The organism is Rathayibacter sp. AY1B5 (assembly GCF_002932795.1).
In the GTDB taxonomy this organism is placed as follows: Bacteria; Actinomycetota; Actinomycetes; order Actinomycetales; family Microbacteriaceae; genus Rathayibacter.
The window spans coordinates 63,273-85,528 of sequence record NZ_PSWM01000009.1; the positions used below are offsets into that span (position 1 = coordinate 63,273).

The window sequence follows — 22,256 nt, forward strand, 5'->3', positions numbered from 1 at the left end:
GTTGAGCCGATGCGACTCAACTTCTCGCCTCCGGACTTGACGCGAGACGACGGATGCGTAAACTTGAGCGTGCGGGGCTCAACTCCCGCAGAGGATTCCGCACCACCCGTCAACTGACCGGCCGCCGCCCGCGCGACGCCGATCGCGAAGGAGAACAACGCATATGTCCCGTGCCGTAGGCATCGACCTGGGAACCACCAACTCTGTCGTGGCCGTCCTCGAGGGAGGCGAGCCCACCGTCATCGCCAACGCCGAGGGCTTCCGCACCACGCCGTCCGTCGTGGCGTTCACCAAGGACGGGGAGGTGCTCGTCGGCGAGACCGCGAAGCGCCAGGCCGTCACCAACGTCGACCGCACCATCGCGTCGGTCAAGCGCCACATGGGCACCGACTGGACCTTCGGCGTGGAGGACAAGAAGTACACCCCGCAGGAGATCTCGGCCCGCATCCTGGGCAAGCTCAAGCGCGACGCGGAGCAGTACCTCGGCGACAAGGTGACCGACGCGGTCATCACCGTCCCGGCCTACTTCAACGACGCCGAGCGCCAGGCGACCAAGGACGCCGGCGAGATCGCCGGCCTCAACGTCCTGCGCATCATCAACGAGCCCACCGCGGCCGCTCTCGCCTACGGCCTCGACAAGGGCAAGGAGGACGAGCTCATCCTCGTCTTCGACCTCGGCGGCGGAACGTTCGACGTCTCCCTCCTCGAGGTGGGCAAGGACGACGACTTCTCGACCATCCAGGTCCGCGCGACCTCGGGCGACAACCGCCTCGGCGGCGACGACTGGGACCAGCGCGTCGTCGACCACCTGGTCAAGCGCTTCAAGGACTCGACCGGCGTCGACGTCTCGAAGGACAAGATCGCGCGCCAGCGCCTCAAGGAGGCCGCGGAGCAGGCGAAGAAGGAGCTGTCCTCGAGCACCTCGACCAGCATCCAGCTGCCCTACCTCTCGCTCACCGAGAACGGCCCGGCGAACCTCGACGAGACCCTCACCCGCGCCAAGTTCGAGGAGCTCACCAGCGACCTGATCGAGCGCACCCGCAAGCCCTTCACCGACGTCATCGCCGAGGCGGGCGTCAAGGTCGAGGACATCGCGCACGTGGTCCTCGTCGGCGGCTCGACCCGCATGCCGGCCGTGGCCGAGCTCGTCAAGAAGCTCACCGGCGGCAAGGAGCCCAACAAGGGCGTCAACCCGGACGAGGTCGTCGCCGTCGGCGCCGCGCTGCAGGCCGGTGTCCTCAAGGGCGAGCGCAAGGACGTCCTCCTGATCGACGTGACCCCGCTCTCGCTGGGCATCGAGACCAAGGGCGGGATCATGACCAAGCTCATCGAGCGCAACACCGCGATCCCGACCAAGAGGTCCGAGACCTTCACCACGGCCGACGACAACCAGCCGTCCGTCGCGATCCAGGTCTTCCAGGGCGAGCGCGAGTTCACGCGCGACAACAAGAACCTGGGCACGTTCGAGCTGACCGGCATCGCGCCGGCCCCGCGCGGCATCCCGCAGGTCGAGGTCACCTTCGACATCGACGCCAACGGCATCGTCCACGTGTCCGCGAAGGACAAGGGCACCGGCAAGGAGCAGTCGATGACGATCACGGGCGGCTCGTCGCTTCCCAAGGACGACATCGACCGCATGGTCCGCGAGGCCGAGGAGCACGCCGCCGAGGACAAGGCCCGCCGCGAGGCCGCCGAGATCCGCAACAACGCCGAGACCCTGGCGTATTCGATCGACAAGCTGATCAAGGACAACGAGGACAAGCTGCCCGAGGACGTCAAGTCCGAGGTGCAGGGCGACGTCGACGCGCTGAAGACCGCGCTCGCCGGCGACGACGACGCGGCCGTCAAGACCGCGTTCGACGCCCTCAACGCCTCGCAGACCAAGATCGGCCAGGCGATCTACTCCCAGGACCAGGCCGCGCAGAGCGCCCCCGCGGACGCTCCGGCCGACGGTGACAAGAAGGACGACGAGGACATCGTCGACGCCGAGGTCATCGACGAGGACGAGCCGAAGGACACGAAGTAGCCATGGCAGCCGAGAACGAGCCCCAGGACCTCCCCGAGGAGCAGCCGGTCACCGGCGGCGAGGCGGGAGCCGAGGCGGCGAAGGACGCCCAGGACCAGGAGGGCCTCATCGAGGCCGAGGGACCCGACGTCGAGACCAGCCTCTCGGACGCCGACCTCTCGTTCCTCTCGGGCCAGTCCAGCGCCGAGACGCTCGCGGCCGAGCACCTCGCCGACCTCCAGCGGGTGACCGCGGAGTACGCGAACTACCGCAAGCGCACCGAGGCGAACCGCCAGGTCGACAAGGAGCGGGCGATCGGCGACGCGGTGAAGGTCATCCTCCCCGTGCTCGACGACCTCGACCGCGCCGAGAAGCACGGCGACCTCGCCGAGGGCGGGCCCTTCACGGCCATCGCGCAGAAGCTGCGCGGCGGAGTGGAGAAGCTCGGCCTGGTGAAGACCGGCGCCGTGGGCGACCTGTTCGACCCGAACATCCACGAGGCGATCTTCCAGCAGCCCACCCCCGGCGCCGAGACCTCCACGGTCGCGGACGTCGTCGAGGCGGGCTACTACCTCGGAGGCTCGCTGCTGCGGGCCGCCAAGGTGGTCGTGGCAGTCCCCGCCGACTGACCCCGCCACCGGCACCACCACCGCGGAGGACCCCGCCCCGCTCGGCAGCACGCTGCCGGACCGGGGCGGGGTCCCTCGCCGCATTCGACACAGGAAGAGGCACATGGCCAGCCAGGATTGGTTCGACAAGGACTTCTACAAGGTCCTCGGCGTGTCCAAGGACGTCTCCGCCGCGGACCTGAAGAAGACCTACCGCAAGCTCGCCCGCCAGTTCCACCCCGACTCCAACCCGGGGGACGCGAAGGCCGAGGCGCGCTTCAAGGAGATCAGCGAGGCGTACACCGTGCTCTCGGACGCCGAGCAGCGCAAGGAGTACGACCAGATCCGCGCCATGGGCGGCGGAGCGCGCTTCACCGCGGGCGGCCAGCCAGGAGGGTTCGACGACGTCTTCGGCGGCATGTTCGGCCAGGGCGGGCGCACCTCCTACAGCACCCAGCAGGGCCCGCCGCCCGGCTTCGAGGACATCCTCGGCGGCATGTTCGGCGGCGGAGGCAACCGCTTCGGCCAGCCCAGCGGCGGCTACCGCGGCTTCGGCGGCCCGCAGAAGGGCGCCGACGTCACCGCCAGCACCACCATCGACTTCCGCACCGCGACCCGGGGCGACACCGTCCAGCTGCAGACCGGCGACGGGCGCACCCTCTCGGTGCGCATCCCGGCCGGCGTCGCCGACGACCAGAAGATCCGCGTCCGCGGCAAGGGCCGCCCCAGTCCGGACGGCGGCGAGCCCGGCGATCTGGTGCTCACCGTCTCGGTCCGCAAGCACCCCGTGTTCGAGCGCGACGGGCTGAACCTGCGGGTGACGGTCCCCGTCACCTTCGTCGAGGCCGTCTTCGGCGCGACGATCGAGGTGCCGACCCTCGGCGGCGAGCCTGTCAAGCTGCGGGTCGCCGCCGGAACCCCGAGCGGCCGTGTCCTGCGCGTCAAGGGCCGCGGCGTCACGACCCCCAAGGGCACGGGCGATCTGCTCGCCGTCCTGCAGGTCGCCGTCCCGAGCCACCTGTCCGGTGCCGCCCGGGAGGCCCTCGAGGCCTACGCCGCCGCCGAGCCGGACGAGGACCCGCGCGAGGACATCCTGGAGAAGGCCCGCTACTAGCACCGGATCGGCGCGACCGGTCGGAGGAGGAGACATGGACGAGAACACGCCCGTCTTCGCGATCGCCGTCGCCGCCGAGCTGGCGGGGATGCACCCGCAGACCCTGCGGCAGTACGACCGGCTCGGGCTCGTGAGCCCGACCCGCACCGCGGGCAAGTCGCGTCGCTACTCGATGCGCGACGTGGTGCAGCTGCGCGAGGTCGCCCGGCTGTCCTCCGAGGGCGTCTCGCTCGAGGGCATCGCGCGCATCCTGCAGCTCGAGAACCAGGTGCAGTCGCTCTCGCAGCGGGTGCGCGAGCTGGAGTCGGCCCTCGCCGACGAGCTCCTGAACCGGCCGGGCCGCCGTGTGTTCGCCGCCGGCCTCGAGGGCGACGTGGTCACTCTGCGCCACGGGACGCGCGCGCAGCGCCGGACCGAACTGGTCGTCTGGCGCCCCGCGCCACGATCAGGCGCCAGCGACGACGCCACGCCCTGAACGAGGGGTAGCCTGACCAGGCGCCGCCCCATCACCGCGGTGCCCGCTCCTCCGCTCGGGGCGGAGAGCAGGAGGACCGCCGTGGACGACGACAGCAGCACCCCGCGCGACGAGCGCGACGCCCCCCTGGAGCAGACGCCTCCGGAGGCCGCTCAGGAGCAGGCCGCACAGGAGCAGGCGCCGGTCGCCTCGCGCCAGGAGCAGGCCGAGGACGCCGCCCGCGCGTCCCGCAGGACGCCCGTCGTCCCCGACAACGGGTTCACCCGCGAGTCCTACGCGATCCACGCCACCCGCAGCGAGCTCCCCCTCTTCTCGGATGCGCTGAACACCGGTCGCGACGACTCCGGCTGGCTGTCGTCCCTCTCGAGCACCCTCGCCGGCCCCTCCGGGCCGGTCGGCTCCCCGCGCTCGGCCGCCGAGACGGCGCAGGCCGCGCTCGACCGCCGCACCCGTCGCCGGAGCGACGAGTCCGACTCCTGAGACGCGGCCCCGGCTAGTCGCGCAGGCGCGTCGCGGCCATCCGGGCGTCGACCAGGCGGCCGCCGCTGAGGCGGGCGAGGATCACGGAGCCGAACGGAAGAGCGCGCACGAGGGGCAGCCCCTCGACCCGCTCCTCGTCGGTGTAGCCGAGGAGGACGTACATCCCGACCACGGCGATCGCGGCGATCGTCGCGACCCGAGCCGGGATCTGGTCCATCGTGCCGCCTCCGCCGTCGATGGGCTCGGCGAGCGTGACGCACAGGAGGAAGATCGACGCGTAGACCGCCAGGTGCACGTGGGAGCGGCTCCACGGGCGCGCGAGCGCGGCGATCGGCAGGATCCAGAGGGCGTACCAGGGGTGGATGGCGGTCGACGCCGTCACGAACGCGAGCAGCGCGCCGGAGAGGCGGGCGAGCGGATCGATCGAGCGCCGCGACAGCATGAGGCGCGCGGCGATCAGGCCGGCGAGCCCGAGCGCGAGGATCTTGACCACCGCGATCGCCGCGGCGGGGTCGTGACCGGTGAACTCGACGGCGCGGGAGACCGAGACCGTGACGAACGACATCGGCGCGTACCAGTGCAGGATCGAGCCGGGCACGACCATCGCCGCGACCCAGCCGACTCCGACCCCGGCGAGCAGCCCGACGGCGACCACGAGGCCGAGCGCTCCGGCGCCCGTCCAGAGCCAGCCGCGGGCGCGCTCGCGCCACGTCGCGTCGTGGCGCAGCCACAGCAGCGCGAGCACGGGGAGCGCGATCACGGCGATCGGCTTGATCGCGATCGCTCCGGCCATCAGCACGACGGCGGCGATGCGGCGGTCGGTCTGGGCGTAGTAGAGCGACGCGAGGATGAGCGCCAGCATCACGGAGTCGTTGTGGCCGGCGACGACGAAGAGCACGAGGGTCAGCGGGTTGGCGACGATCGTCCAGGCGGTGAGCGGGACAGAGAGGCCGCGCAGGCGCGCCAGGCGGAGCGCGTAGACGGACATCACGGCCACTCCGGCGACCGACACGGCGCGGAGCATCGCGATGGAGAGCTCGGGTGCGCCGTAGCCCGCGAACTGCACGGCGGTGCGCTCGATCAGGAGGTAGAGGGGCCCGTAGGGCGTGGGCGTGTCGGCCCAGAGCGGGTCGACGCCGAGGTCGAACCAGCCGGGGAGCGTCGCGACGCCGTGCGTGTAGGGGTCGATGCCCTGGGTCATCAGGCGCCCCTGCGCCACGTAGGAGAACATGTCGTGGCTGAACAGCGGCACCGTCACCAGCAGCGGAGCGGTCCAGGCGAGGGCCGCCACCACGACGGTGCGGACGGAGCCGGGGCCCGCCGCGAGGGCGACCGTGCGCAGGCGGAGCCACGCGATCAGCAGCAGCATCCCGCCGCCGACGACGAGGGCGCCGCTGGACTCGGTGAGCCAGCCCGTGGCGCGGATCGAGGCGATGAAGGGCCAGTCGCGGATGGGCGAGTCGGCGGGCAGGTAGCCCACGCCGAGCGAGCCGAGGAGGATCGCGATCGAGCCCAGCAGGCCTGTCGCCAGCGGCGCGGCATCCATGAAGCGGAGCCGCGGGCGGCGCGGCCGTCCCGTCGCCCGGGCCGTGTCCGGCCGCTCGATCGTCCCCCGTGAAGCCATCGAACCCACGCTAAAGGATGGGACTCCGAAGTGCATGGACGGGCGGTGAACGGTTGATCAGTCGGCGCTCAGGTTGTACAAGCACCCGGATGCGCGTCGATCAGGGCCGGCGCGGCACCGGAGCCGGCTCCGCGAAGCGCAGCTGGTTGCCGAACGGATCGATCACATCGAGCGCGAAGCCGAACGGCGTGCGGGTGATCCGCGGGTTGAGGTAGGGGTACGCCTTCGCGTCGAGCTCGGCGTGCAGCTCGCGGACTCCGCGGAGGGCGACGTGCACCGCGGCGCCGGGACTGCCGTCGCGGTGGTGCTCGCTGAGGTGCAGGCGCAGCCCCGAGCGCGACACCTGCAGGTAGAGAGGGGCGTCGAGCGCGGCGCGGTGCTCCCAGTCCACCTCGAAGCCGAGGTAGTCGACGTAGAACTCGCCCGCCTTGGCGACCGAGAAGATCCGCAGGATCGGCACGGCCGCCTCCAGCCGCACCGGCTCGAGGCGGTCCGGCTCCTCCGCGCTCGACCGGTCCCGTGCACGCCGTCTCGTCTCCACGCCACGAGGCTAGCCGCCCCGCGGTCGGCCCGGCGCCGGAGGGTCAGTCGACGAGATCGAGACCTCGCAGCAGCCGGAGGGTCTCGACCCCGGCGGGCGGGCAGCGGCCCGCATCGGAGCCGTCGACCCAGTGCAGCGAGTCGATCTCGCCGCTCGGGCGCGCCTCCCGGTCGAGCTCGGCGGCGAAGACGCTCATGTGCACCTCGCGCCCCTCCGGCTCGCCGTGCGCCTGGGTGCGGACGGTGAACAGGGGCTCGAGGCCGAGCGCGACCGCGCCGAGCTCCTCGCGTGCCTCGCGGGCCGCCGCCTCGATCCCGCTCTCGCCCTCGTCGACCTTGCCGCCGGGGAGGTAGAGGACCTCCCGGCCCCGCGCCGTGACCATCAGGACGCGCCGGTCGCGGAGGACCGCGACGGCGGACACGACGATCGGCGGGAGGGTGCTCATCCGCTCATCATGCCCGCCGCGGGCCGACCGGTGCGGCGCCCCCGCGGCTACCATGGGGGCACACCAGAAGGACGCGCGCAGCCGGCGCGCGCCGGGGCCCCGTGCGCCCGAACAGCTGAGGAGCAACCCGTGGCAGAACCCACCACCCTCGACAAAGTCATCACCCTCGCGCAGCACAGGGGATTCGTCTTCCCCTCGGGTGAGATCTACGGGGGCACCCGCTCCGCGTGGGACTACGGGCCGCTCGGCGTGGAGTTCAAGGAGAACATCAAGCGCCAGTGGTGGAAGACCTTCGTGCAGGGCCGGGGCGACGTCGTCGGCCTGGACTCCGCGGTCATCCTGCCCACGGCGATCTGGCACGCCTCGGGACACGTCGGCGTCTTCTCGGACCCGCTGACCGAGTCGCTGATCACCCACAAGCGCTACCGCGCCGACCACCTCTTCGAGAAGTACGAGGAGGTCAACGGCCACCCGCCCGTGAACGGCCTCGCCGACATCCCGGACCCGGAGCACCCCGACAAGGTCGGCCAGTGGACCGAGATCAAGCAGTTCTCGGGCCTGATGAAGACCTACCTCGGCGTCGTCGACGACGAGTCGGGGCTGCACTACCTGCGTCCCGAGACCGCCCAGGGCATCTTCACCAACTTCGCGAACGTGCTGCAGAGCGCCCGCCGCAAGCCGCCCTTCGGCATCGGCCAGATCGGCAAGGCGTTCCGCAACGAGATCACCCCCGGCAACTTCATCTTCCGCACCCGCGAGTTCGAGCAGATGGAGCTCGAGTTCTTCGTCGAGCCCGGCACGGACGAGGAGTGGCAGGAGACCTGGATGCAGCTCGCCTGGGACTGGTTCGTCGGGCTCGGGATGAACCCCGAGAACATCCGGCAGTACGAGCACCCGAAGGACAAGCTCTCCCACTACTCCAAGCGCACCGTCGACATCGAGTACCGCTTCAGCTTCGCCTCGGGCGAGTGGGGCGAGCTGATGGGAGTCGCGAACCGCACCGACTACGACCTCAAGACCCACATCGAGCACTCGGGCAAGGACCTCTCGTTCTTCGACCAGAACAAGAACGAGCGCTACGTGCCGTTCGTGATCGAGCCGTCGTTCGGCCTCACCCGCGCACTCATGGCGTTCCTCGTCGACGCCTACGAGGAGCAGGAGCTGCCGCCGAACGCCAAGGGCAAGGTCGAGACGCGCACCGTGCTGCACCTCGACCCGCGCCTGGCGCCCGTCAAGGTGGCCGTGCTGCCGCTCTCGCGCAACGAGGCCCTCTCTCCGCTCGCGCGCCGCGTCGCCGACCAGCTGCGCCAGCTCTGGAACGTCGACTTCGACGACTCCGGAGCGATCGGCCGCCGCTACCGCCGCCAGGACGAGATCGGCACCCCGTACTGCGTGACCGTCGACTTCGACTCCCTCGAGGACGACGCCGTGACCGTCCGCGACCGCGACACGATGAAGCAGGAGCGCATCCCGCTCGAGCAGCTCGAGTCCTACCTCTTCACCGGGCTCCGCGGGGCCTGACGCTCCTCCCGGGACGCCGCCGACCCGACAGGCCGGCGGCGTCCCGGCGAGCGCGGACGAGCGGGCGCTGCGGTCAGCGCTCGCGGGAGAGCAGGGCGAAGACGAGGGTCGAGGTCCACTCGCCCTTGCAGAACTCGTCCTCCCGGTGGTGCGCCTCGAGGCGCATCCCGAGGCGCTCGCAGAGGCGGGCGGAGGCGGTGTTCCGGGCGTCGAGCCGCGCGATCACGCGGTGCGCGCCGAGGGTGTCGAACGCGAGGTCGAGCAGCGCCCGGGCGGACTCGGTCGCGTAGCCGCGCCCCTGCGCCTCCGGGTGCAGCACCCAGCCGATCTCGACCGCCTCCTGCTCGACGGACGACGCGATGAGCGTGAGGTCGCCGATCATCCGCCCGGCGAGGACGCCCTCGCGGGGGACGATCGCCAGCACGGCCACGTCGCCGTCGGCGGCGAGCCGTGTCGAGGGGAGGCGGCGCTGCAGGTGCGCCCGCGACTCCTCGGGGGTGCGCACCGGCCAGCGGAGGAACCTCACGGCGTCGGCGTCGCCCTGGTAGCGCGCGTGGTCCTCGGCGTCCTCCGGCCCGAGGGGGCGCAGGAGCAGGCGCTCGGTGAGCAGCGGCGCGGAGCGCAGCGGCTCCGCGTCGAAGGGGAGCCGGAGGCTCACGCGGTGGCGGCGTCCGCGTCGGGGCGCGCGACGGCGGGCTCGGCCGGGACCTCGATGCCGAAGAGCGCCTCGAGCCCGGTGAGGTACGCCTCCTGGGCTCCGGCGCGCGCGTAGTCGCGGGCGCGGACGCTCGGGGTGTGCAGCAGGACGCCGGCGAGGTGGCGGAGCGCCTGCTCGGTGCGGCCGTCCTCGTCGCCGCGGGACCGGGCCCGCTCGATCTCGGCGTCGAGCGCGTCGAACACGTGGGCGCGCAGGGCGACGACGGCCGGAGTGAGGCTCTTCTCGTCGGCGACGTCCGAGAACTTCCGGGCCGCCTTGTCGACGAGTGCGCGCGCCTGCTGCGACGCGTCGAGCACGTCGAGAGGCGCGTGCAGGCTGATCGTCTCGAGGTCGAGGAGCTCGACCCCGGCGACCGAGGTGACGTCGGAGGCGACGTTGCGCGGCAGGCCCAGGTCGATCACGAGCTGGCGCTCGCGGGAGAAGCCCTGGAGGCGCCCGGCGGCGAGCAGGGCGGCGTCGAGCACCGGCTCCTGGGTCGTGGTGCAGGTGATGACGATGTCGGCCGAGACCGCCTCGAGCGCGAGATCGGCGGCGGCGATGGGCCGGAGCGAGCGGCGGGCGGCGAAGCCCTCGGCGCGGCCGGAGGGGGAGTGCACCGCGATGTCCACCACTCCGCGGTCGCGCAGGGCCGCGACGGTCGCCCGCGCGTAGCTGCCGGTGCCGACGAGGAGGACGCGGGCCGCCCGCCAGTCGGTGACGCGGCTCGCGGCCAGGTCGAGCGCGAGGCGCACGATCGAGCGGCCGGCGCTGCCGAGGCCGGTGCGGTTCTTGATGCCGCGCGAGGTCTGCGAGGCGCGCTGGAACAGGCGCTCGAGCTCGGAGGAGGTGGTGCCGAGCCGGCGCGCCTCCTCGAGGGAGCGGCGGACCTGGCCCGCGATCTCACCCTCGCCGACCACGACGGACTCGAGCCCGCTGGAGACGGCGAAGAGGTGCTCGGCCACCCGGTCGCCCGAGACGACGTCGACGCTCCCGCGCAGCTCGTCCTGCTCGACGCCGGTCGCGGCGCTGACGGCGGCGGTGGCGGCCTCGACGGCGACGGCCTGCGCGGCGGTCAGCGGCTCCTCGATGTCGAGGTAGGCCTCGAAGCGGTTGCAGGTCGCGACGACGACTGCTCCGGAGACGAAGTCGATCCCCTCGGAGAGGGCCGCGGTCACGGCGGAGGAGTCGACGGAGAGCTTCTCGAGGAGATCGAAGCTGGCGTTCTTGTGCGACGCCGTCAGACACAGAAGCACCACGTCAGTCTACGCGCGCTCTGCGGGGCGGGGTCCCCGGACTGGGGAGGAATGCACGGATGCGCCTGGAATAATGCCGCGGTGACCTCCCCCACCGACGGCCTGCTCGATCCGCTGCACCCCCTCTCCGCCGGCCGCACGGCCGACTCGCTGCTCCTGCGCGCCTACCGCTCCGAGCGGGGCGAGAGGACGCCCGTCTGGTTCATGCGCCAGGCCGGCCGCAGCCTCCCGGAGTACCGGGCCCTGCGAACCGACACGAAGATGCTCGACGCGTGCCTCGACCCGGCGCTGGCGAGCGAGATCACCCTGCAGCCGGTGCGGCGCCACGGAGTGGACGCGGCCATCTTCTTCAGCGACATCGTGATCCCGCTGCGGCTCGCGGGCGTCGGCGTCGACATCGTGCCCGGGCGCGGTCCGGTGCTCGAGAAGCCGGTGCGCACGGCCGCCGACGTCGCCGAGCTCGCGTCGATCGACCCGTCCGTGCTCGACGAGACGCTCGAGCCCATCCGCGAGGGCGTGCGCCGCACCGTCGCGGGCCTCGGCGACACACCGCTCATCGGCTTCGCCGGCGCTCCCTTCACCCTGGCCGCCTATCTGGTGGAGGGCGGCCCGTCCAAGGACCACCTGCGCGCGCGGACGATGATGCACGCCGATCCCGCCGCCTGGGCGCAGCTGATGGAGTGGACCGCCGAGGTCACCGGCCGCTTCCTCCGTGCGCAGGTGCTCGCCGGGGCCAGCGCCGCGCAGCTCTTCGACTCCTGGGCCGGGGCGCTCTCGCTCTCGGACTACACGACCCACGTCGCTCCCGCCTCCGCGCGCGCCCTCGTCCACGTGCGCGACCTCGCGTTCGACCACGGGGAGACGCGCCGCAACGTCCCGATCGTGCACTTCGGCGTCGGCACCGGCGAGCTGCTCGGTGCGATGCACGGCATCGGCGCCGACGTGGTGGGCGTCGACTACCGGATCCCGCTCGACGAGGCCAACCACCGCCTCGGCGGGTTCGTGCCGGTGCAGGGCAACGTCGACCCGGCGCTGCTGACCGCGCCGTGGGAGGTCCTCGAGGCCCACGTCGACGACGTGCTCCGCCGCGGCCTGAGCGCGCCCGCGCACGTGCTCAACCTCGGCCACGGCGTGCCGCCCGAGACCGACCCCGACGTGCTCACGCGCCTCGTCGCGTTCGTGCACGCCTGGCGGCCGTGAGCGAGGAGCGCCCCCGCGACGCCGCGTCGTACGACGTCGCGGTCGTCGGCGGCGGAGTGGCGGGGCTCGCCGCCGCCGCGGAGTGCCTGCGCATCGGCCTGCGCGTCGTGGTGCTCGAGGCGGGGGAGCGGGTCGGCGGCTCCGTCTCCCCGCTCGCGCTGGCCGGAGCCGCGCTCGACGCGGGCGCCGAGAGCTTCGCCACCCGCGGCGGCCACGTCGAGCGGGCGCTCGCCGCGCTGACCCTCGACGGCGTCCCGCTCGCCGAGTCGATCGTCGAGCCGCGGACGCACGGCTCGTGGCTGCACCTCTCGGGCGGCCGCTCCGTGCCGTCGCCCCGGGCCGGCATCCTCGGCATCCCCGGCACGCCGCTCGCCCCCGACGTGGTGCGCGCGATCGGCCGCCGCGGCGCCTGGCGCGCCTGGCTCGACACCCTGATGCCGGTGCTGCGCATCGGCCGCGCCCACTCCCTCGCCGAGCTCGTGCGCACCCGGATGGGCGAGCGCGTGCTCGAGGACCTGGTCGCGCCGGTCGTGTCGGGCGTCTACTCGAGCCGGCCGGACGACATCGACGTCGACCTCGCCGCACCCGGACTGAACGGCGCGCTCACCCGCGCGGGCTCCCTCGCGCGGGCCGTGGCCGCCCTCCGCGCGAACCTCCCGGCCGGAGTCGCGGTCCGCGGGCTCGAGGGCGGGATGCACCGCCTGGTCGCCGCGCTGGTCCAGCGGATCGACTACCTCTCCGGCGAGATCCGCACCGGCGCCTCCGTGCAACGGCTCGACGGCTCCGACGGGGACTTCGTCCTGACCCTCGCCGACGGCTCGCTGAGCGCCCGAGCGGTGATCGTCTCGACGCCGGAGCGCGACGCCCGGGCGCTGCTCGCCGGCCTCGCGCCCGCCGTCGCGGAGCGCGCCGAGGAGGCGCCGCACGACTCCGTCGAGCTGGTGACCCTCGTCCTCGACGACGCCCGCCTGGATGCCGCCCCCCGCGGCTCCGGCGTGCTCGTGGCGCCCACCGCCACCGACGTCACGGCCAAGGCGATCACGCACGCGACGGCGAAGTGGGACTGGCTGGCCGCCTCCCTCCCGCCCGGGCGCCACGTGCTGCGCCTCTCCTACGGGCGCCCGGGCGAGCGCCCGCCGCTCGAGGGGCGCACCGACGCCGAGGCGGCGGCGATCGCCCTGCTCGACGCGTCGACGCTGCTGGGCCTCGCCCTCGATCCGGCGTCGCTCGTCGACTCCGCCCGGGTGCGCTGGGCCAACGTCCGGCCTGCCGCGGCGCTGGGCCGCCGCGCGCACCTGGAGGCGTTCCGCGAGGCGCTCGCTCCGATCGAGGGAGTCGCCGTGACCGGCACCTGGATCGCGGGCACGGGCCTCGCCTCGGTGCTCCCGCACGCCGCCGAGACGGCCGCCCTTATCCGGCGCCGACTGGTGCGTCAAGGAGTCGGGCTGCCGAGCGACGCCCGCGACGCCGACGGCTACTCTTAGGCCCAGGCATCCGTGCGAGCGCGCGGCGTGCCCCGGCACGAGTGGTCACCGACCGCGTGGACGATCGCGAGAGCGACCCAGGACGAGGAGTAGGCGTGAAGGGCAAGATTCTTTTCGTGGCAGGAGCCGCAGCCGGGTACGTGCTGGGAGCACGCGCCGGCCGCAAGCGGTACGAGCAGATCGCCTCGGCGGCCGACCGCTTCTGGCGGACCCAGCCGGTGCAGGACGTCGCGGGCGCCGTCGGCGGCGCCGCGAAGACCCAGCTGAGCAGCGTCTCGGACAAGGCGTACGAGGTCGTGCGCTCGGTGGTCGTCAAGGCCGTCTCGGGTGGCAGGAAGGCCCAGGGAGCGAGCGAGGCGGAGGCATCGGCCGCCGCCCGCAAGGCTGCCTCGAAGGTCGACGAGGCCGCGGCGTCGGCCGGCTCCGGCGGGTCGACGACGTCCACCTCCACCAGCAGGGCCTAGTGCTCATCCCTCCGGCCGTGCCAGGCGCGCGCCGGCCGGCACGTCCCACCCTCGAGGAGCTCCCGTGGTGAACGAACGCAATCCCAAGAACGCCCGATCACTGGGGGAGCTGGTCAGCGACCTGCCCGGCCTCGTGATCGAGCTCGTCAAGGCCGAGGTCGCCTCGCTGAAGAACGAGCTGGCGGGCAAGGCGAAGAGCGCGGGTCTGGCCGTCGGCCTGTTCGCGGTCGCGGCCTTCCTCCTCCTGACCGCGTGGGCGACGCTGGTCGCGTTCGCGATCATCGGCATCGCCTCCTGGCTGCCGGCCTGGCTGTCGGCGCTGATCGTCACCGTCTTCTTCCTCCTGGTGGCCGTGATCCTCGCCCTCGTCGGCGTGCGCACCATCAAGAAGGCCGTGCCGCCGGTGCCCCAGGACTCGATCGACAGCATCAAGAAGGACGTCCAGGCGTTCAAGGGAGTGGGCAGCTATGACAACTGAGCGATCCGTCAGCAGCGCCACGCCCCGCTTCGTCGACCCGGCGCAGCTCGAGCCCGGCCAGCTGAGGGCCGACATCGAGCGCGCCCGCTCCGAGCTCGCCGCGACCCTCGACGCCATCGAGTACAAGGTCAACGTGCCGCGCAAGGTGCGGACGGCCCAGCGGACGATCGAGCGCAAGCTCCAGGTCGTGCGCCGCCGGAACCCCTCCGCGCTGATCGCCGGAGCGGTCGGCGCCGCCGCCGCCGTGGGCCTCGTCGTCTGGGGCGTCGCGAAGCAGATCATCGAGGACTGAGCGCCGGAGGGCCCGGGGCGCTAGCGTCCCGCGCCCTCCGGCGCCAGAGCCCCCGCCGCTTTTGTGCATCGGCACGAGCGGAGGGATGATGGATCAATGACCGATCAGACCGCCGGCACGGCGGGTCCCGTTCAGTCCGCCCCCGACACGAGCGCCGCCGCTCCGGCGCCGCAGCCCCCCGCCGATCAGGATCACTCCGATCAGGCCCTGGGATACACGCTCTGGGCGGTTCTCCGCAGGGATCCCGCACGTCCGTTCACCCTCTCCAGCGACGCCGTGGATCCCGCGGTGAAGCAGTACGAGCACCTCGTCGCCCAGCTCGAGGGCGAGGGCGTGACCGTCCGCGGCACCTACGACGTCTCGGCCCTGCGCGCCGACGCCGACATCATGCTGTGGCTCACCGGCCCGGCGCCCGAGGAGCTGCAGCGGGCCTACCGCGAGTTGCGCCGCACGGAGCTGCTGGTCGGCCTCCTGCCGACGTGGAACGCGATGGGCGTGCACCGCGACGCCGAGTTCAGCTCGAACCACCTCCCCGCCTACATGCGCGGGAAGGCGCCGGCCCGCTGGCTCACGGTCTACCCCTTCGTCCGCTCCTACGAGTGGTACATCCTCCCCGAGGAGGAGCGCCGCGCGATGCTCGCCCAGCACGGGCGCCAGGGCTCGCGGTTCCGCTCCGTCCTGACCAACACGGTCGCCTCGTTCTCGCTCGGCGACTACGAGTGGATCCTCGCCCTCGAGGACGAGGAGCTCGTCAACCTCGTCGACCTCATGCGCGACCTGCGCGCCACCGAGGCCCGCCGCCACGTGCGCGAGGAAGTCCCCTTCTACACAGGACGGCGCATCGACGCCGACCAGATCGCCGAGGTGCTCCGATGAGCGACACGACCAGCGAGCCGATCCTCGTCCGCGGGGCCACCCCCGCGGCGGCGTCCGGACCCGAGCACGTCGAGGTCCCCGTGGCCTACGACGCGATCCTCCTCGCCGGCTTCGGCGGGCCCGAGGGTCAGGACGACGTCATCCCGTTCCTGCGCAACGTCACGCGAGGCCGCGGCATCCCGGAGGAGCGCCTCGAGGAGGTCGCCCACCACTACCGCCACTTCGGCGGCGTCAGCCCGATCAACGCGCAGAACCGCGCGCTGAAGAAGGCGCTCGAGGTCGAGCTCGCGAACCGCGGCATCGACCTCCCCGTGCTCTGGGGCAACCGCAACTGGGCGCCCTACATGAGCGAGGCCGTCGCCGAGGCGAAGGAGCGCGGCTTCACCGACCTGCTCGCCATCGCGACCAGCGCGTACTCCTCGTTCTCGTCCTGCAGGCAGTACCGCGAGGACTACGCGGCGGCGCTCGACGCGACCGGCCTCGAGGGCGAGCTGCGGATCGACAAGGTGCGCCAGTTCTTCGACCACCCCGGCTTCGTCATGCCGTTCGTCAAGGCCGTCCACGACGGGCTCGACGAGCTGCGCGAGCGGATGCCCGACCTCGACGTCACGTCCGAGGTGGAGGTGCTGTTCTCGACGCACTCGATCCCCATGGCCGACGCCGAGCGCAGCGGACCCCACGAGCGCCACGACGACGGCACCGTCGTCGACGTGCACGAGTTCGGCCCCGGCGGCGCCTACGAGGCGCAGCACCTCGCCGTCGCCGAGGTCGTCATGGCCGCGGCCACGGACGAGGACGTGCCCTGGCAGCTCGTCTACCAGTCGCGCTCCGGCCCGCCCACCCAGCCCTGGCTCGAGCCGGACATCAACGACGCCATCGCGGAGCTGCCGGCCCGCGGCCGCCGCGCGCTGCTGATCGTCCCGCTCGGCTTCGTGTCCGACCACATGGAGGTCATGTGGGACCTCGACAACGAGGCCCTGGAGACCTCGGAGGAGCACGGACTCGTCGCGCTCCGCGTCGCGACTCCCGGTACCGACCCGCTCTACGTCTCCGGCCTGGTCGACCTCGTCCTCGAGCGCGTCAACGGCGTGCCGACGGAGGACCGTCCCTCGATGACGGCGCTCGGCCCCTGGTACGACGTCTGCCGCCCCGGCTGCTGCGAGAACGTGCGAGCGGGGTTCAAGCCCGCTCTGGCGGGAGTCGCACCGTGATGAGGAGTCGTCTGTCGTGAGCATCAGAGTCGGCACCCGCGCGAGCGCGCTCGCGGTGGCGCAGACGCGGATGACGGCCGATCTGATGTCGGCCGCCGCCGGGGTGCCCGTGGAGCTGGTGCGCATCGAGTCGGACGGCGACCGCATGCGCGGCTCGCTCGCCTCCCTCGGCGGCACCGGCGTGTTCGTCAGCGCCCTGCGCGACGCGCTGCTCGCCGGGCGCTGCGATGCGATCGTGCACTCGCTGAAGGACCTGCCCACCGCTCCGGTGGAGGGCCTGCTGCTCGGAGCGGTGCCCGAGCGGGAGGACCCGCGCGACGCGCTGTGCGCCCGCGACGGGCTCACCCTCGCGACCCTGCCGGTCGGCGCCCGCGTGGGCACGGGCTCGCCCCGTCGGCGCGCGGCGCTGCTGGCCGCCCGTCCGGACCTCGAGATCGTCGACATCCGCGGCAACATCGATACCCGGCTCCGGCGGGTGCTGCCCGGCAGCGATTCGCCGCTGGACGCGATCGTGCTCGCCCTGTCCGGCCTGCGCCGCCTCGGCCGGGTCGACGCGATCACCGAGGTGCTCGGCTTCGACGTCTCGCCGCACGCCCCCGGTCAGGGAGCGCTGGCCATCGAGGTGCGCGACGAGGAGCCGTCGGAGGAGCTGCGGGCCGCTCTCGCCGCCGTCGAGCACGTCCCCACCCGCGCGGCGATCACGGCCGAGCGCTCGCTCCTCGCCTCCCTCGAGGCCGGGTGCGCCGCTCCGATCGGAGCCTCCGCGGTCGTCGAGGCGGACCGAGTGGTCCTGCACGGCGTGGTCTTCGCCGTCGACGGCGCGGCGTCCCTCTCACGGGAGGTCGCGGAGCCGGTCGATAACGGTTCGGTCGGCGGTGGTCGACACCGGGCGGATCCGCAGTATGGTGGTCGCGAACTGCCCGTCGTCGAAGCCGCGTTCCGTTGCGGCTCTCTGCTCGCTGACGCGCTTCTCGGTGCGGGTGCCGCCGAACTCGCACCCCTGGGAGCCCCTTCGTGATCGTCCCCGCCGCCTACTCCCAGTGGGAGAAGCCGTTGCAGGGGTGGCGCATCCTCGTCCCCCGCGGAGGCCCGTGGGGGGACGGTGTCGCCGCCGCTCTCCGAGCCAAGGGAGCCTCGCCCGTCGTCGCTCCGATGATCAACTTCGCGCCGACCGACGACTTCCCCGCGCTCGAGCAGGCCCTCGCCGACCTCGAGGCCGGCGCGTTCGACTGGATGACCGTCACGAGCGCCACCACCGTCGACGTCCTCTCCCTCCTGCGCACCACCGTGCCCGCGGGCACCAAGGTGGCGGCGGTCGGCGAGACCACGGCGGCCGCGCTCGTCGCCGCCGGCTACTCCGTCGACCTCGTCCCCTCCGAGGACAACTCCGCCCGCGGCCTCCTGGCCGAGTGGGAGGAGGCGACCGGCGGCCGGCACCCCCTGCGCGTGCTGACGCTCCGATCCGAGATCGCCAAGCCGCTGCTCACCGAGGGCCTCACCCGGATCGGGCACGACGTGCGCTCCGTGGTCGCCTACCGCACGGTCGGCGTCCCCGTGGAGGAGCGCGTCGTGGCCGACGTCGCCGGCGGAGCCGTGCACGCGATCCTCGTCACCTCCGGCAGCGTCGCGGAGCAGGTCCAGAAGCAGCTCGGCCCGGTGCCCGAGTCGATCCTCGTCGCCGCGATCGGCCCGCAGACCGCGAAGGACGCCCGCGCCTTCGGCCTGCGCGTCGACGTGGTCGCCGACGAGCGCTCGGCCTCCTCCCTCATCGACGCGGTCGCCGCCGTCGCCACGGAGCGCGCTCCCCGCTGAGCCGCCTCCCCGGCGCACGACGTCGGCCAGGAGTGGTGGGCCTCGCTCCACAGGGCAGGGACCCGCCTCTCGGCTGAGGTCGTGCGCGGTACCGGGGGAGCGACTCACTCGATCCCGTGCCGCCGACGCTGTGCCGCGGTCCACAGGTGCTCCTTCCTGCGGACGAGGGTGAAGAGGGCCTCCTCGGTGCGCGGCCAGTCCTCCATGATCTGGTGGCTGTCGAGCCGGATGCAGAGGTACTCCTGCCGGGCGAGCTCGAGGTCCCGACGCCGGTCCTCGTGGAACTGCTCGATGCCGGAGTGGAAGCGGTGGCCGTCACTCTCGAGCACCAGGCGGTCTCCGATGATCTGATCGACACGGCCGACCCCGGAGACGGGGACCTGAGTCCGGACCCGGACGTTGTGCCGACGAGTGCTCAGACGCGTCCTCGTCTCGAGGCCGGACTGGCTCCGCCCGTCGACGCGGGTGAACAGATCGCGCTTGCCGATCGGAGCGAGGGCTCGCAGGTCGAGGAGGGCGTCCGAGGTGAGCAGGCCCGTGTTCAGGGCCGAATCGATCGTCACGATCGCGTCGTCCTCGGCGACGCAGGTCACGAGATGCAGAACGGCGGCTCCGACGCCGTCCTGCGAGAACGAGCGCCTCCCCTGCCCGGGCCAGCGGCGCCAGTGACCGACCCAGCCGGGCCGGAGGTCGTGGACGGAGGAGTCGCCGAGCGCGACGTGCAGTGCGGGTCGCTCGACGGTCCAGAGCCCGAGGTGGTGCAGAAGCGAGAGGCAGGTCACCACCCCGCCCGCCCGCACGGCGGCGAGCTCGACGGGCGGCGCGGACGGCAGTGCGTACCACCCGCGGCGCACCCGGACGACGTCTCGTGAGGCCAGTGCCCGCTCGACGGCCGCCCGCGGGACCCCGGCGGCTCGAAGTGCTCGTGCCGGTGCGAAGCCGCCGCTCGAGCGGAGAAGGGTGAGGAGCTCGTGCATGTGCGGATTCTGCCTGGGCGGGCCGGCGTCCCCGCCCGCTGGAGGGCGTACCTGGGGAGGGCGCGGACGGAAGGCGAGTGGGGGAGGACTGCACGACGTCGGCCAAGAGAGGTGGGCTTCGCTCCACAGGGCAGTGACCCGCCTCTCGGCTGACGTCCTGCGTCCGGAGCACCTCCACGGGGCGGGGCGTCCGCGCTCCCGGGAGGCGCTCGGCGGGCGGGATTACGCTGGAGGACATGACTGCCATCCGCCCGCGCCGCCTCCGCACGACCCCCGCACTCCGCCGTCTCGTCCAAGAGACGCGCATCCATCCGGCGCAGCTGATCCTGCCCCTCTTCGTGGCCGAGGGGACCACCGAGGCCCGGCCGATCGGGTCGATGCCGGGAGTGCTGCACCACTCGCTGGACAGCGTCCGCGGAGCGGTGACGGAAGCGGCCGAGGCGGGCATCGGCGGCGTGATGCTGTTCGGCGTGCCCACCACCCGCGACGCCGTCGGCTCGGGTGCGACCGACCCCGACGGCGTCCTCAACGCCGCGACGCGGGTCGTCGTGGAGGAGGTCGGCGATGCGCTGGTCGTGCAGACCGACCTGTGCCTGGACGAGTTCACCGATCACGGCCACTGCGGCGTGCTCGACGAGCGCGGGCGCGTCGACAACGACGCCACGCTCCTCCGCTACGAGGAGATGGCGCTCGCGCAGGCCGAGGCCGGCTCCCACCTGCTCGGGCTCTCGGGGATGATGGACGGCCAGGTCGGGGCGATCCGCGCCGCTCTCGACGGCGCCGGGCACCTGGACACCGCGATCCTCGCGTACTCGGCGAAGTACGCCTCCAGCTTCTACGGTCCGTTCCGCGAGGCCGTGCAGTCCACACTCGAGGGCGATCGCCGCACCTACCAGCAGGACCCGGCGAACCGCCGCGAGGGCCTGCGCGAGGCGACCCTCGACCTCGCCGAGGGCGCCGACGTGGTGATGGTGAAGCCGGCCATGAGCTACCTCGACGTGCTCTCGGACGTCGCCTCCGTCTCGGACGTGCCGGTCTGGGCGTACCAGGTGTCGGGGGAGTACGCGATGATCGAGGCCGCCGCTGCGAACGGCTGGATCTCGCGCGAGCCGGCGATCCTCGAGTCGGTCACGGGGATCCTCCGCGCGGGTGCCGACGCCGTGCTCACCTACTGGGCCGTCGAGATCGCCCGCGACCTGCTGAAGTAGCCGCTCCTGGGCCCGGAAGCGAGCCTCGGCATCTCGTCCGAAAGCGCTCCTCCGGCGCCGGGGCGCCGAGCGGCGCGCGTACCCTGGAGGGGTGACCACCTCGGCGAACGACACCCTGTACGAGCGTGCCCGGCACGCGATCCCCGGAGGCGTCAACTCGCCCGTCAGAGCGTTCCGCTCGGTCGGCGGGACCCCGCGCTTCATGGTGTCCGCCGCCGGCCCCTACATCACGGACGCGGACGGGCGCGAGTACGTCGACCTCGTCTGCTCCTGGGGCCCCGCCGTCCTCGGTCACGCGCACCCCGAGGTCGTCGCGGCGGTGCAGGAGGCGGCCGCCCGCGGCCTCTCGTTCGGCGCGTCCACTCCGGCCGAGACGGACCTCGCCGAGCTGGTCGAGGCGCGGATCACGGCCGGGGGAGTCTCGCCGATCGAGAAGCTCCGCCTGGTCTCGACCGGCACCGAGGCGACGATGACGGCGATCCGCCTCGCCCGCGGCGTCACCGGCCGCGACCTGCTGATCAAGTTCTCCGGCCACTACCACGGCCACTCCGACGGGCTGCTGGCCGACGCCGGCTCCGGTCTCGCGACCCTCTCGCTGCCCGCCTCCGCCGGCGTCACGGCCGCGACCGCGGCGCAGACGATCGTCCTGCCGTACAACGACCTCGAGGCGGTGCGCGCGGTCCTGGCGGAGCGCGGCGCCGACATCGCCGCGGTCATCACCGAGGCCGCGGCGGCCAACATGGGCGTCGTCGCTCCGGACCCGGGCTTCAACGCGGCCCTCGCCGAGCTCGTGCACGCGAACGGATCGCTGCTGATCATGGACGAGGTGCTGACCGGGTTCCGCGTGAGCGCCGGCGGCTGGTGGGGGCTCGAGAACCGCGGCGCCGAGGCTCCGTACCGGGCCGACCTCTACACCTTCGGCAAGGTCATCGGCGGAGGGATGCCGGTCGCGGCTCTCGGCGGCCGTGCGGACGTCATGGACCACCTGGCGCCACTAGGGCCGGTGTACCAGGCGGGCACCCTCTCCGGGAACCCGGTCGCGGTGGCCGCGGGCATCCGGACGCTGCAGCTGGCCGACGACGCGGTCTACGCCTCGCTCGACGCCACGGCGCGGACGCTGCAGCGCGAGGTGTCGGCGGCGCTGACCGCCGAGGGCGTCGCGCACACCGTGCAGACGGCCGGGAGCCTCTTCAGCTTCATGTTCACGGACCTGGGCCGACCGGTGCGCGACTACGCCGAGGTCCAGGCGCAGGAGTCGTTCCGCTACCCGGCGTTCTTCCACGCGATGCTCGACGCGGGCGTCTCGCTGCCGCCGTCGGTCTACGAGGCGTGGTTCGTCTCGGCGGCGCACGACGACGCGGCCGTCGGGCGCATCGTGGACGCGCTGCCGGCGGCGGCGAAGGCCGCGGCGGCCGCCCGGGCGTAGGCTCCCGGTTCGCCCGGGATCGGGCGGGACGTCCTCGCCGTACCGGGCGACGGACCGTCCCGTGC

The 22,256-nt window shown here is 72.9% G+C and carries 23 protein-coding genes; 17 read left to right on the forward strand and 6 right to left on the reverse strand.

The genetic code is table 11. From position 1 onward, the window contains the following. Window positions 1–163: 163 nt before the first annotated feature. The 5 genes from dnaK to C5D44_RS08010 all read left to right on the forward strand — a co-directional run bounded on the left by dnaK (window position 164) and on the right by C5D44_RS08010 (window position 4,682). Window positions 164–2,026, forward strand: a complete 1,863-nt coding sequence (gene dnaK / locus C5D44_RS07990; protein ID WP_104222890.1) for a molecular chaperone DnaK — start codon at window positions 164–166, stop codon at window positions 2,024–2,026. Between the two features lie 2 nt (window positions 2,027–2,028). Then, window positions 2,029–2,634, forward strand: a complete 606-nt coding sequence (locus C5D44_RS07995) for a nucleotide exchange factor GrpE (RefSeq protein ID WP_104276237.1) — start codon at window positions 2,029–2,031, stop codon at window positions 2,632–2,634. 103 nt (window positions 2,635–2,737) lie between these two features. Next, on the forward strand, window positions 2,738–3,727 hold the full coding sequence (locus tag C5D44_RS08000) for a DnaJ C-terminal domain-containing protein (protein ID WP_104281346.1): 990 nt from the start codon (window positions 2,738–2,740) through the stop codon (window positions 3,725–3,727). Between the two features lie 34 nt (window positions 3,728–3,761). Then, the gene (locus tag C5D44_RS08005; RefSeq protein WP_104276235.1) at window positions 3,762–4,202 is read left to right on the forward strand and encodes a heat shock protein transcriptional repressor HspR; all 441 of its coding nucleotides are present in this window, start codon (window positions 3,762–3,764) and stop codon (window positions 4,200–4,202) included. An 81-nt stretch (window positions 4,203–4,283) separates the two neighbouring features. Further along, on the forward strand, window positions 4,284–4,682 hold the full coding sequence (locus tag C5D44_RS08010; protein WP_104281347.1) for a hypothetical protein: 399 nt from the start codon (window positions 4,284–4,286) through the stop codon (window positions 4,680–4,682). Window positions 4,683–4,695: 13 nt separating this feature from the next. Here the strand turns inward: C5D44_RS08010 and mptB are convergent, their stop codons facing one another. The 3 genes from mptB to C5D44_RS08025 all read right to left on the reverse strand — a co-directional run bounded on the left by mptB (window position 4,696) and on the right by C5D44_RS08025 (window position 7,292). Next, complete coding sequence (gene mptB / locus C5D44_RS08015) at window positions 4,696–6,306, reverse strand: polyprenol phosphomannose-dependent alpha 1,6 mannosyltransferase MptB (protein ID WP_146088004.1); 1,611 nt, start codon at window positions 6,304–6,306, stop codon at window positions 4,696–4,698. Window positions 6,307–6,406: 100 nt separating this feature from the next. Then, a complete protein-coding gene (locus C5D44_RS08020; protein ID WP_219815332.1) occupies window positions 6,407–6,847 on the reverse strand; it encodes a glyoxalase superfamily protein in 441 nt (146 codons plus the stop codon). 43 nt (window positions 6,848–6,890) lie between these two features. Beyond that, complete coding sequence (locus tag C5D44_RS08025) at window positions 6,891–7,292, reverse strand: NUDIX domain-containing protein (RefSeq protein ID WP_104281350.1); 402 nt, start codon at window positions 7,290–7,292, stop codon at window positions 6,891–6,893. 129 nt (window positions 7,293–7,421) lie between these two features. On the opposite strand from C5D44_RS08025, the gene C5D44_RS08030 reads away from it, so the two are divergent. Further along, on the forward strand, window positions 7,422–8,813 hold the full coding sequence (locus C5D44_RS08030; RefSeq protein ID WP_104226140.1) for a glycine--tRNA ligase: 1,392 nt from the start codon (window positions 7,422–7,424) through the stop codon (window positions 8,811–8,813). A gap of 73 nt (window positions 8,814–8,886) precedes the next feature. Here C5D44_RS08030 and C5D44_RS08035 read toward each other — a convergent pair whose 3' ends face one another. Together C5D44_RS08035 and C5D44_RS08040 are read right to left on the reverse strand one after the other, a co-directional pair. After that, entirely contained in the window at window positions 8,887–9,471 is a 585-nt protein-coding gene (locus C5D44_RS08035) for a GNAT family N-acetyltransferase (RefSeq protein ID WP_219812844.1), read from the reverse strand. Further along, complete coding sequence (locus C5D44_RS08040) at window positions 9,468–10,763, reverse strand: glutamyl-tRNA reductase (protein ID WP_104276314.1); 1,296 nt, start codon at window positions 10,761–10,763, stop codon at window positions 9,468–9,470. The genes C5D44_RS08035 and C5D44_RS08040 overlap by 4 nt, the downstream gene beginning before the upstream one ends. A gap of 51 nt (window positions 10,764–10,814) precedes the next feature. Between C5D44_RS08040 and hemE the strand changes: the two genes are divergently transcribed. The 9 genes from hemE to C5D44_RS08085 all read left to right on the forward strand — a co-directional run bounded on the left by hemE (window position 10,815) and on the right by C5D44_RS08085 (window position 18,580). Then, window positions 10,815–11,963, forward strand: a complete 1,149-nt coding sequence (hemE, locus tag C5D44_RS08045) for a uroporphyrinogen decarboxylase (protein ID WP_104255341.1) — start codon at window positions 10,815–10,817, stop codon at window positions 11,961–11,963. Next, window positions 11,960–13,447 carry an NAD(P)/FAD-dependent oxidoreductase gene (locus C5D44_RS08050; protein ID WP_258065077.1) on the forward strand — a complete coding sequence of 496 codons (1,488 nt, stop codon included), beginning with the start codon at window positions 11,960–11,962 and terminating at the stop codon, window positions 13,445–13,447. Before hemE ends, C5D44_RS08050 begins: the two co-directional genes overlap by 4 nt. A gap of 95 nt (window positions 13,448–13,542) precedes the next feature. Beyond that, window positions 13,543–13,911 carry a hypothetical protein gene (locus C5D44_RS18465; protein WP_146088005.1) on the forward strand — a complete coding sequence of 123 codons (369 nt, stop codon included), beginning with the start codon at window positions 13,543–13,545 and terminating at the stop codon, window positions 13,909–13,911. Window positions 13,912–13,978: 67 nt separating this feature from the next. Next, window positions 13,979–14,389, forward strand: coding sequence for a phage holin family protein (locus C5D44_RS08060; RefSeq protein ID WP_244229489.1), 411 nt, complete (start codon window positions 13,979–13,981; stop codon window positions 14,387–14,389). Beyond that, window positions 14,379–14,681 (forward strand): DUF3618 domain-containing protein, encoded by a 303-nt coding sequence (locus C5D44_RS08065; RefSeq protein WP_104281352.1) that lies wholly within the window; start codon window positions 14,379–14,381, stop codon window positions 14,679–14,681. The genes C5D44_RS08060 and C5D44_RS08065 overlap by 11 nt, the downstream gene beginning before the upstream one ends. Before the next feature lie 96 nt (window positions 14,682–14,777). After that, a complete protein-coding gene (gene hemQ, locus C5D44_RS08070) occupies window positions 14,778–15,557 on the forward strand; it encodes a hydrogen peroxide-dependent heme synthase (protein WP_104233087.1) in 780 nt (259 codons plus the stop codon). Beyond that, window positions 15,554–16,768, forward strand: coding sequence for a ferrochelatase (locus tag C5D44_RS08075; protein WP_104276228.1), 1,215 nt, complete (start codon window positions 15,554–15,556; stop codon window positions 16,766–16,768). The genes hemQ and C5D44_RS08075 overlap by 4 nt, the downstream gene beginning before the upstream one ends. A gap of 16 nt (window positions 16,769–16,784) precedes the next feature. Next, window positions 16,785–17,786: a hydroxymethylbilane synthase gene (gene hemC / locus C5D44_RS08080; RefSeq protein WP_104276227.1), complete on the forward strand. Its 1,002-nt coding sequence runs from the start codon at window positions 16,785–16,787 to the stop codon at window positions 17,784–17,786. Then, complete coding sequence (locus C5D44_RS08085) at window positions 17,786–18,580, forward strand: uroporphyrinogen-III synthase (protein ID WP_104276312.1); 795 nt, start codon at window positions 17,786–17,788, stop codon at window positions 18,578–18,580. Before hemC ends, C5D44_RS08085 begins: the two co-directional genes overlap by 1 nt. A gap of 104 nt (window positions 18,581–18,684) precedes the next feature. Here C5D44_RS08085 and C5D44_RS08090 read toward each other — a convergent pair whose 3' ends face one another. Beyond that, complete coding sequence (locus tag C5D44_RS08090; protein ID WP_146088006.1) at window positions 18,685–19,557, reverse strand: type IV toxin-antitoxin system AbiEi family antitoxin domain-containing protein; 873 nt, start codon at window positions 19,555–19,557, stop codon at window positions 18,685–18,687. Window positions 19,558–19,793: 236 nt separating this feature from the next. Here C5D44_RS08090 and hemB point away from each other — a divergent pair, with 236 nt between their 5' ends. Beyond that, window positions 19,794–20,765 (forward strand): porphobilinogen synthase, encoded by a 972-nt coding sequence (gene hemB / locus C5D44_RS08095; RefSeq protein ID WP_104281354.1) that lies wholly within the window; start codon window positions 19,794–19,796, stop codon window positions 20,763–20,765. A 91-nt stretch (window positions 20,766–20,856) separates the two neighbouring features. Beyond that, on the forward strand, window positions 20,857–22,191 hold the full coding sequence (gene hemL / locus C5D44_RS08100; RefSeq protein ID WP_104276224.1) for a glutamate-1-semialdehyde 2,1-aminomutase: 1,335 nt from the start codon (window positions 20,857–20,859) through the stop codon (window positions 22,189–22,191). The last annotated feature ends 65 nt before the right edge of the window (window positions 22,192–22,256 follow it).

Excerpts from the sequence above, each read along its gene's own strand:
- dnaK (WP_104222890.1), top strand. The coding sequence starts at position 164 with ATGTCCCGTGCCGTAGGCATCGACCTGGGAACCACCAACTCTGTCGTG.
- C5D44_RS07995 (WP_104276237.1), top strand. The coding sequence starts at position 2,029 with ATGGCAGCCGAGAACGAGCCCCAGGACCTCCCCGAGGAGCAGCCGGTC.
- C5D44_RS08000 (WP_104281346.1), top strand. The coding sequence starts at position 2,738 with ATGGCCAGCCAGGATTGGTTCGACAAGGACTTCTACAAGGTCCTCGGC.
- C5D44_RS08005 (WP_104276235.1), top strand. The coding sequence starts at position 3,762 with ATGGACGAGAACACGCCCGTCTTCGCGATCGCCGTCGCCGCCGAGCTG.
- mptB (WP_146088004.1), bottom strand. The coding sequence starts at position 6,306 with ATGGCTTCACGGGGGACGATCGAGCGGCCGGACACGGCCCGGGCGACG.
- C5D44_RS08025 (WP_104281350.1), bottom strand. The coding sequence starts at position 7,292 with ATGAGCACCCTCCCGCCGATCGTCGTGTCCGCCGTCGCGGTCCTCCGC.
- hemE (WP_104255341.1), top strand. The coding sequence starts at position 10,815 with ATGCACGGATGCGCCTGGAATAATGCCGCGGTGACCTCCCCCACCGAC.
- C5D44_RS08065 (WP_104281352.1), top strand. The coding sequence starts at position 14,379 with ATGACAACTGAGCGATCCGTCAGCAGCGCCACGCCCCGCTTCGTCGAC.
- hemQ (WP_104233087.1), top strand. The coding sequence starts at position 14,778 with ATGACCGATCAGACCGCCGGCACGGCGGGTCCCGTTCAGTCCGCCCCC.
- C5D44_RS08075 (WP_104276228.1), top strand. The coding sequence starts at position 15,554 with ATGAGCGACACGACCAGCGAGCCGATCCTCGTCCGCGGGGCCACCCCC.
- C5D44_RS08090 (WP_146088006.1), bottom strand. The coding sequence starts at position 19,557 with ATGCACGAGCTCCTCACCCTTCTCCGCTCGAGCGGCGGCTTCGCACCG.
- hemB (WP_104281354.1), top strand. The coding sequence starts at position 19,794 with ATGACTGCCATCCGCCCGCGCCGCCTCCGCACGACCCCCGCACTCCGC.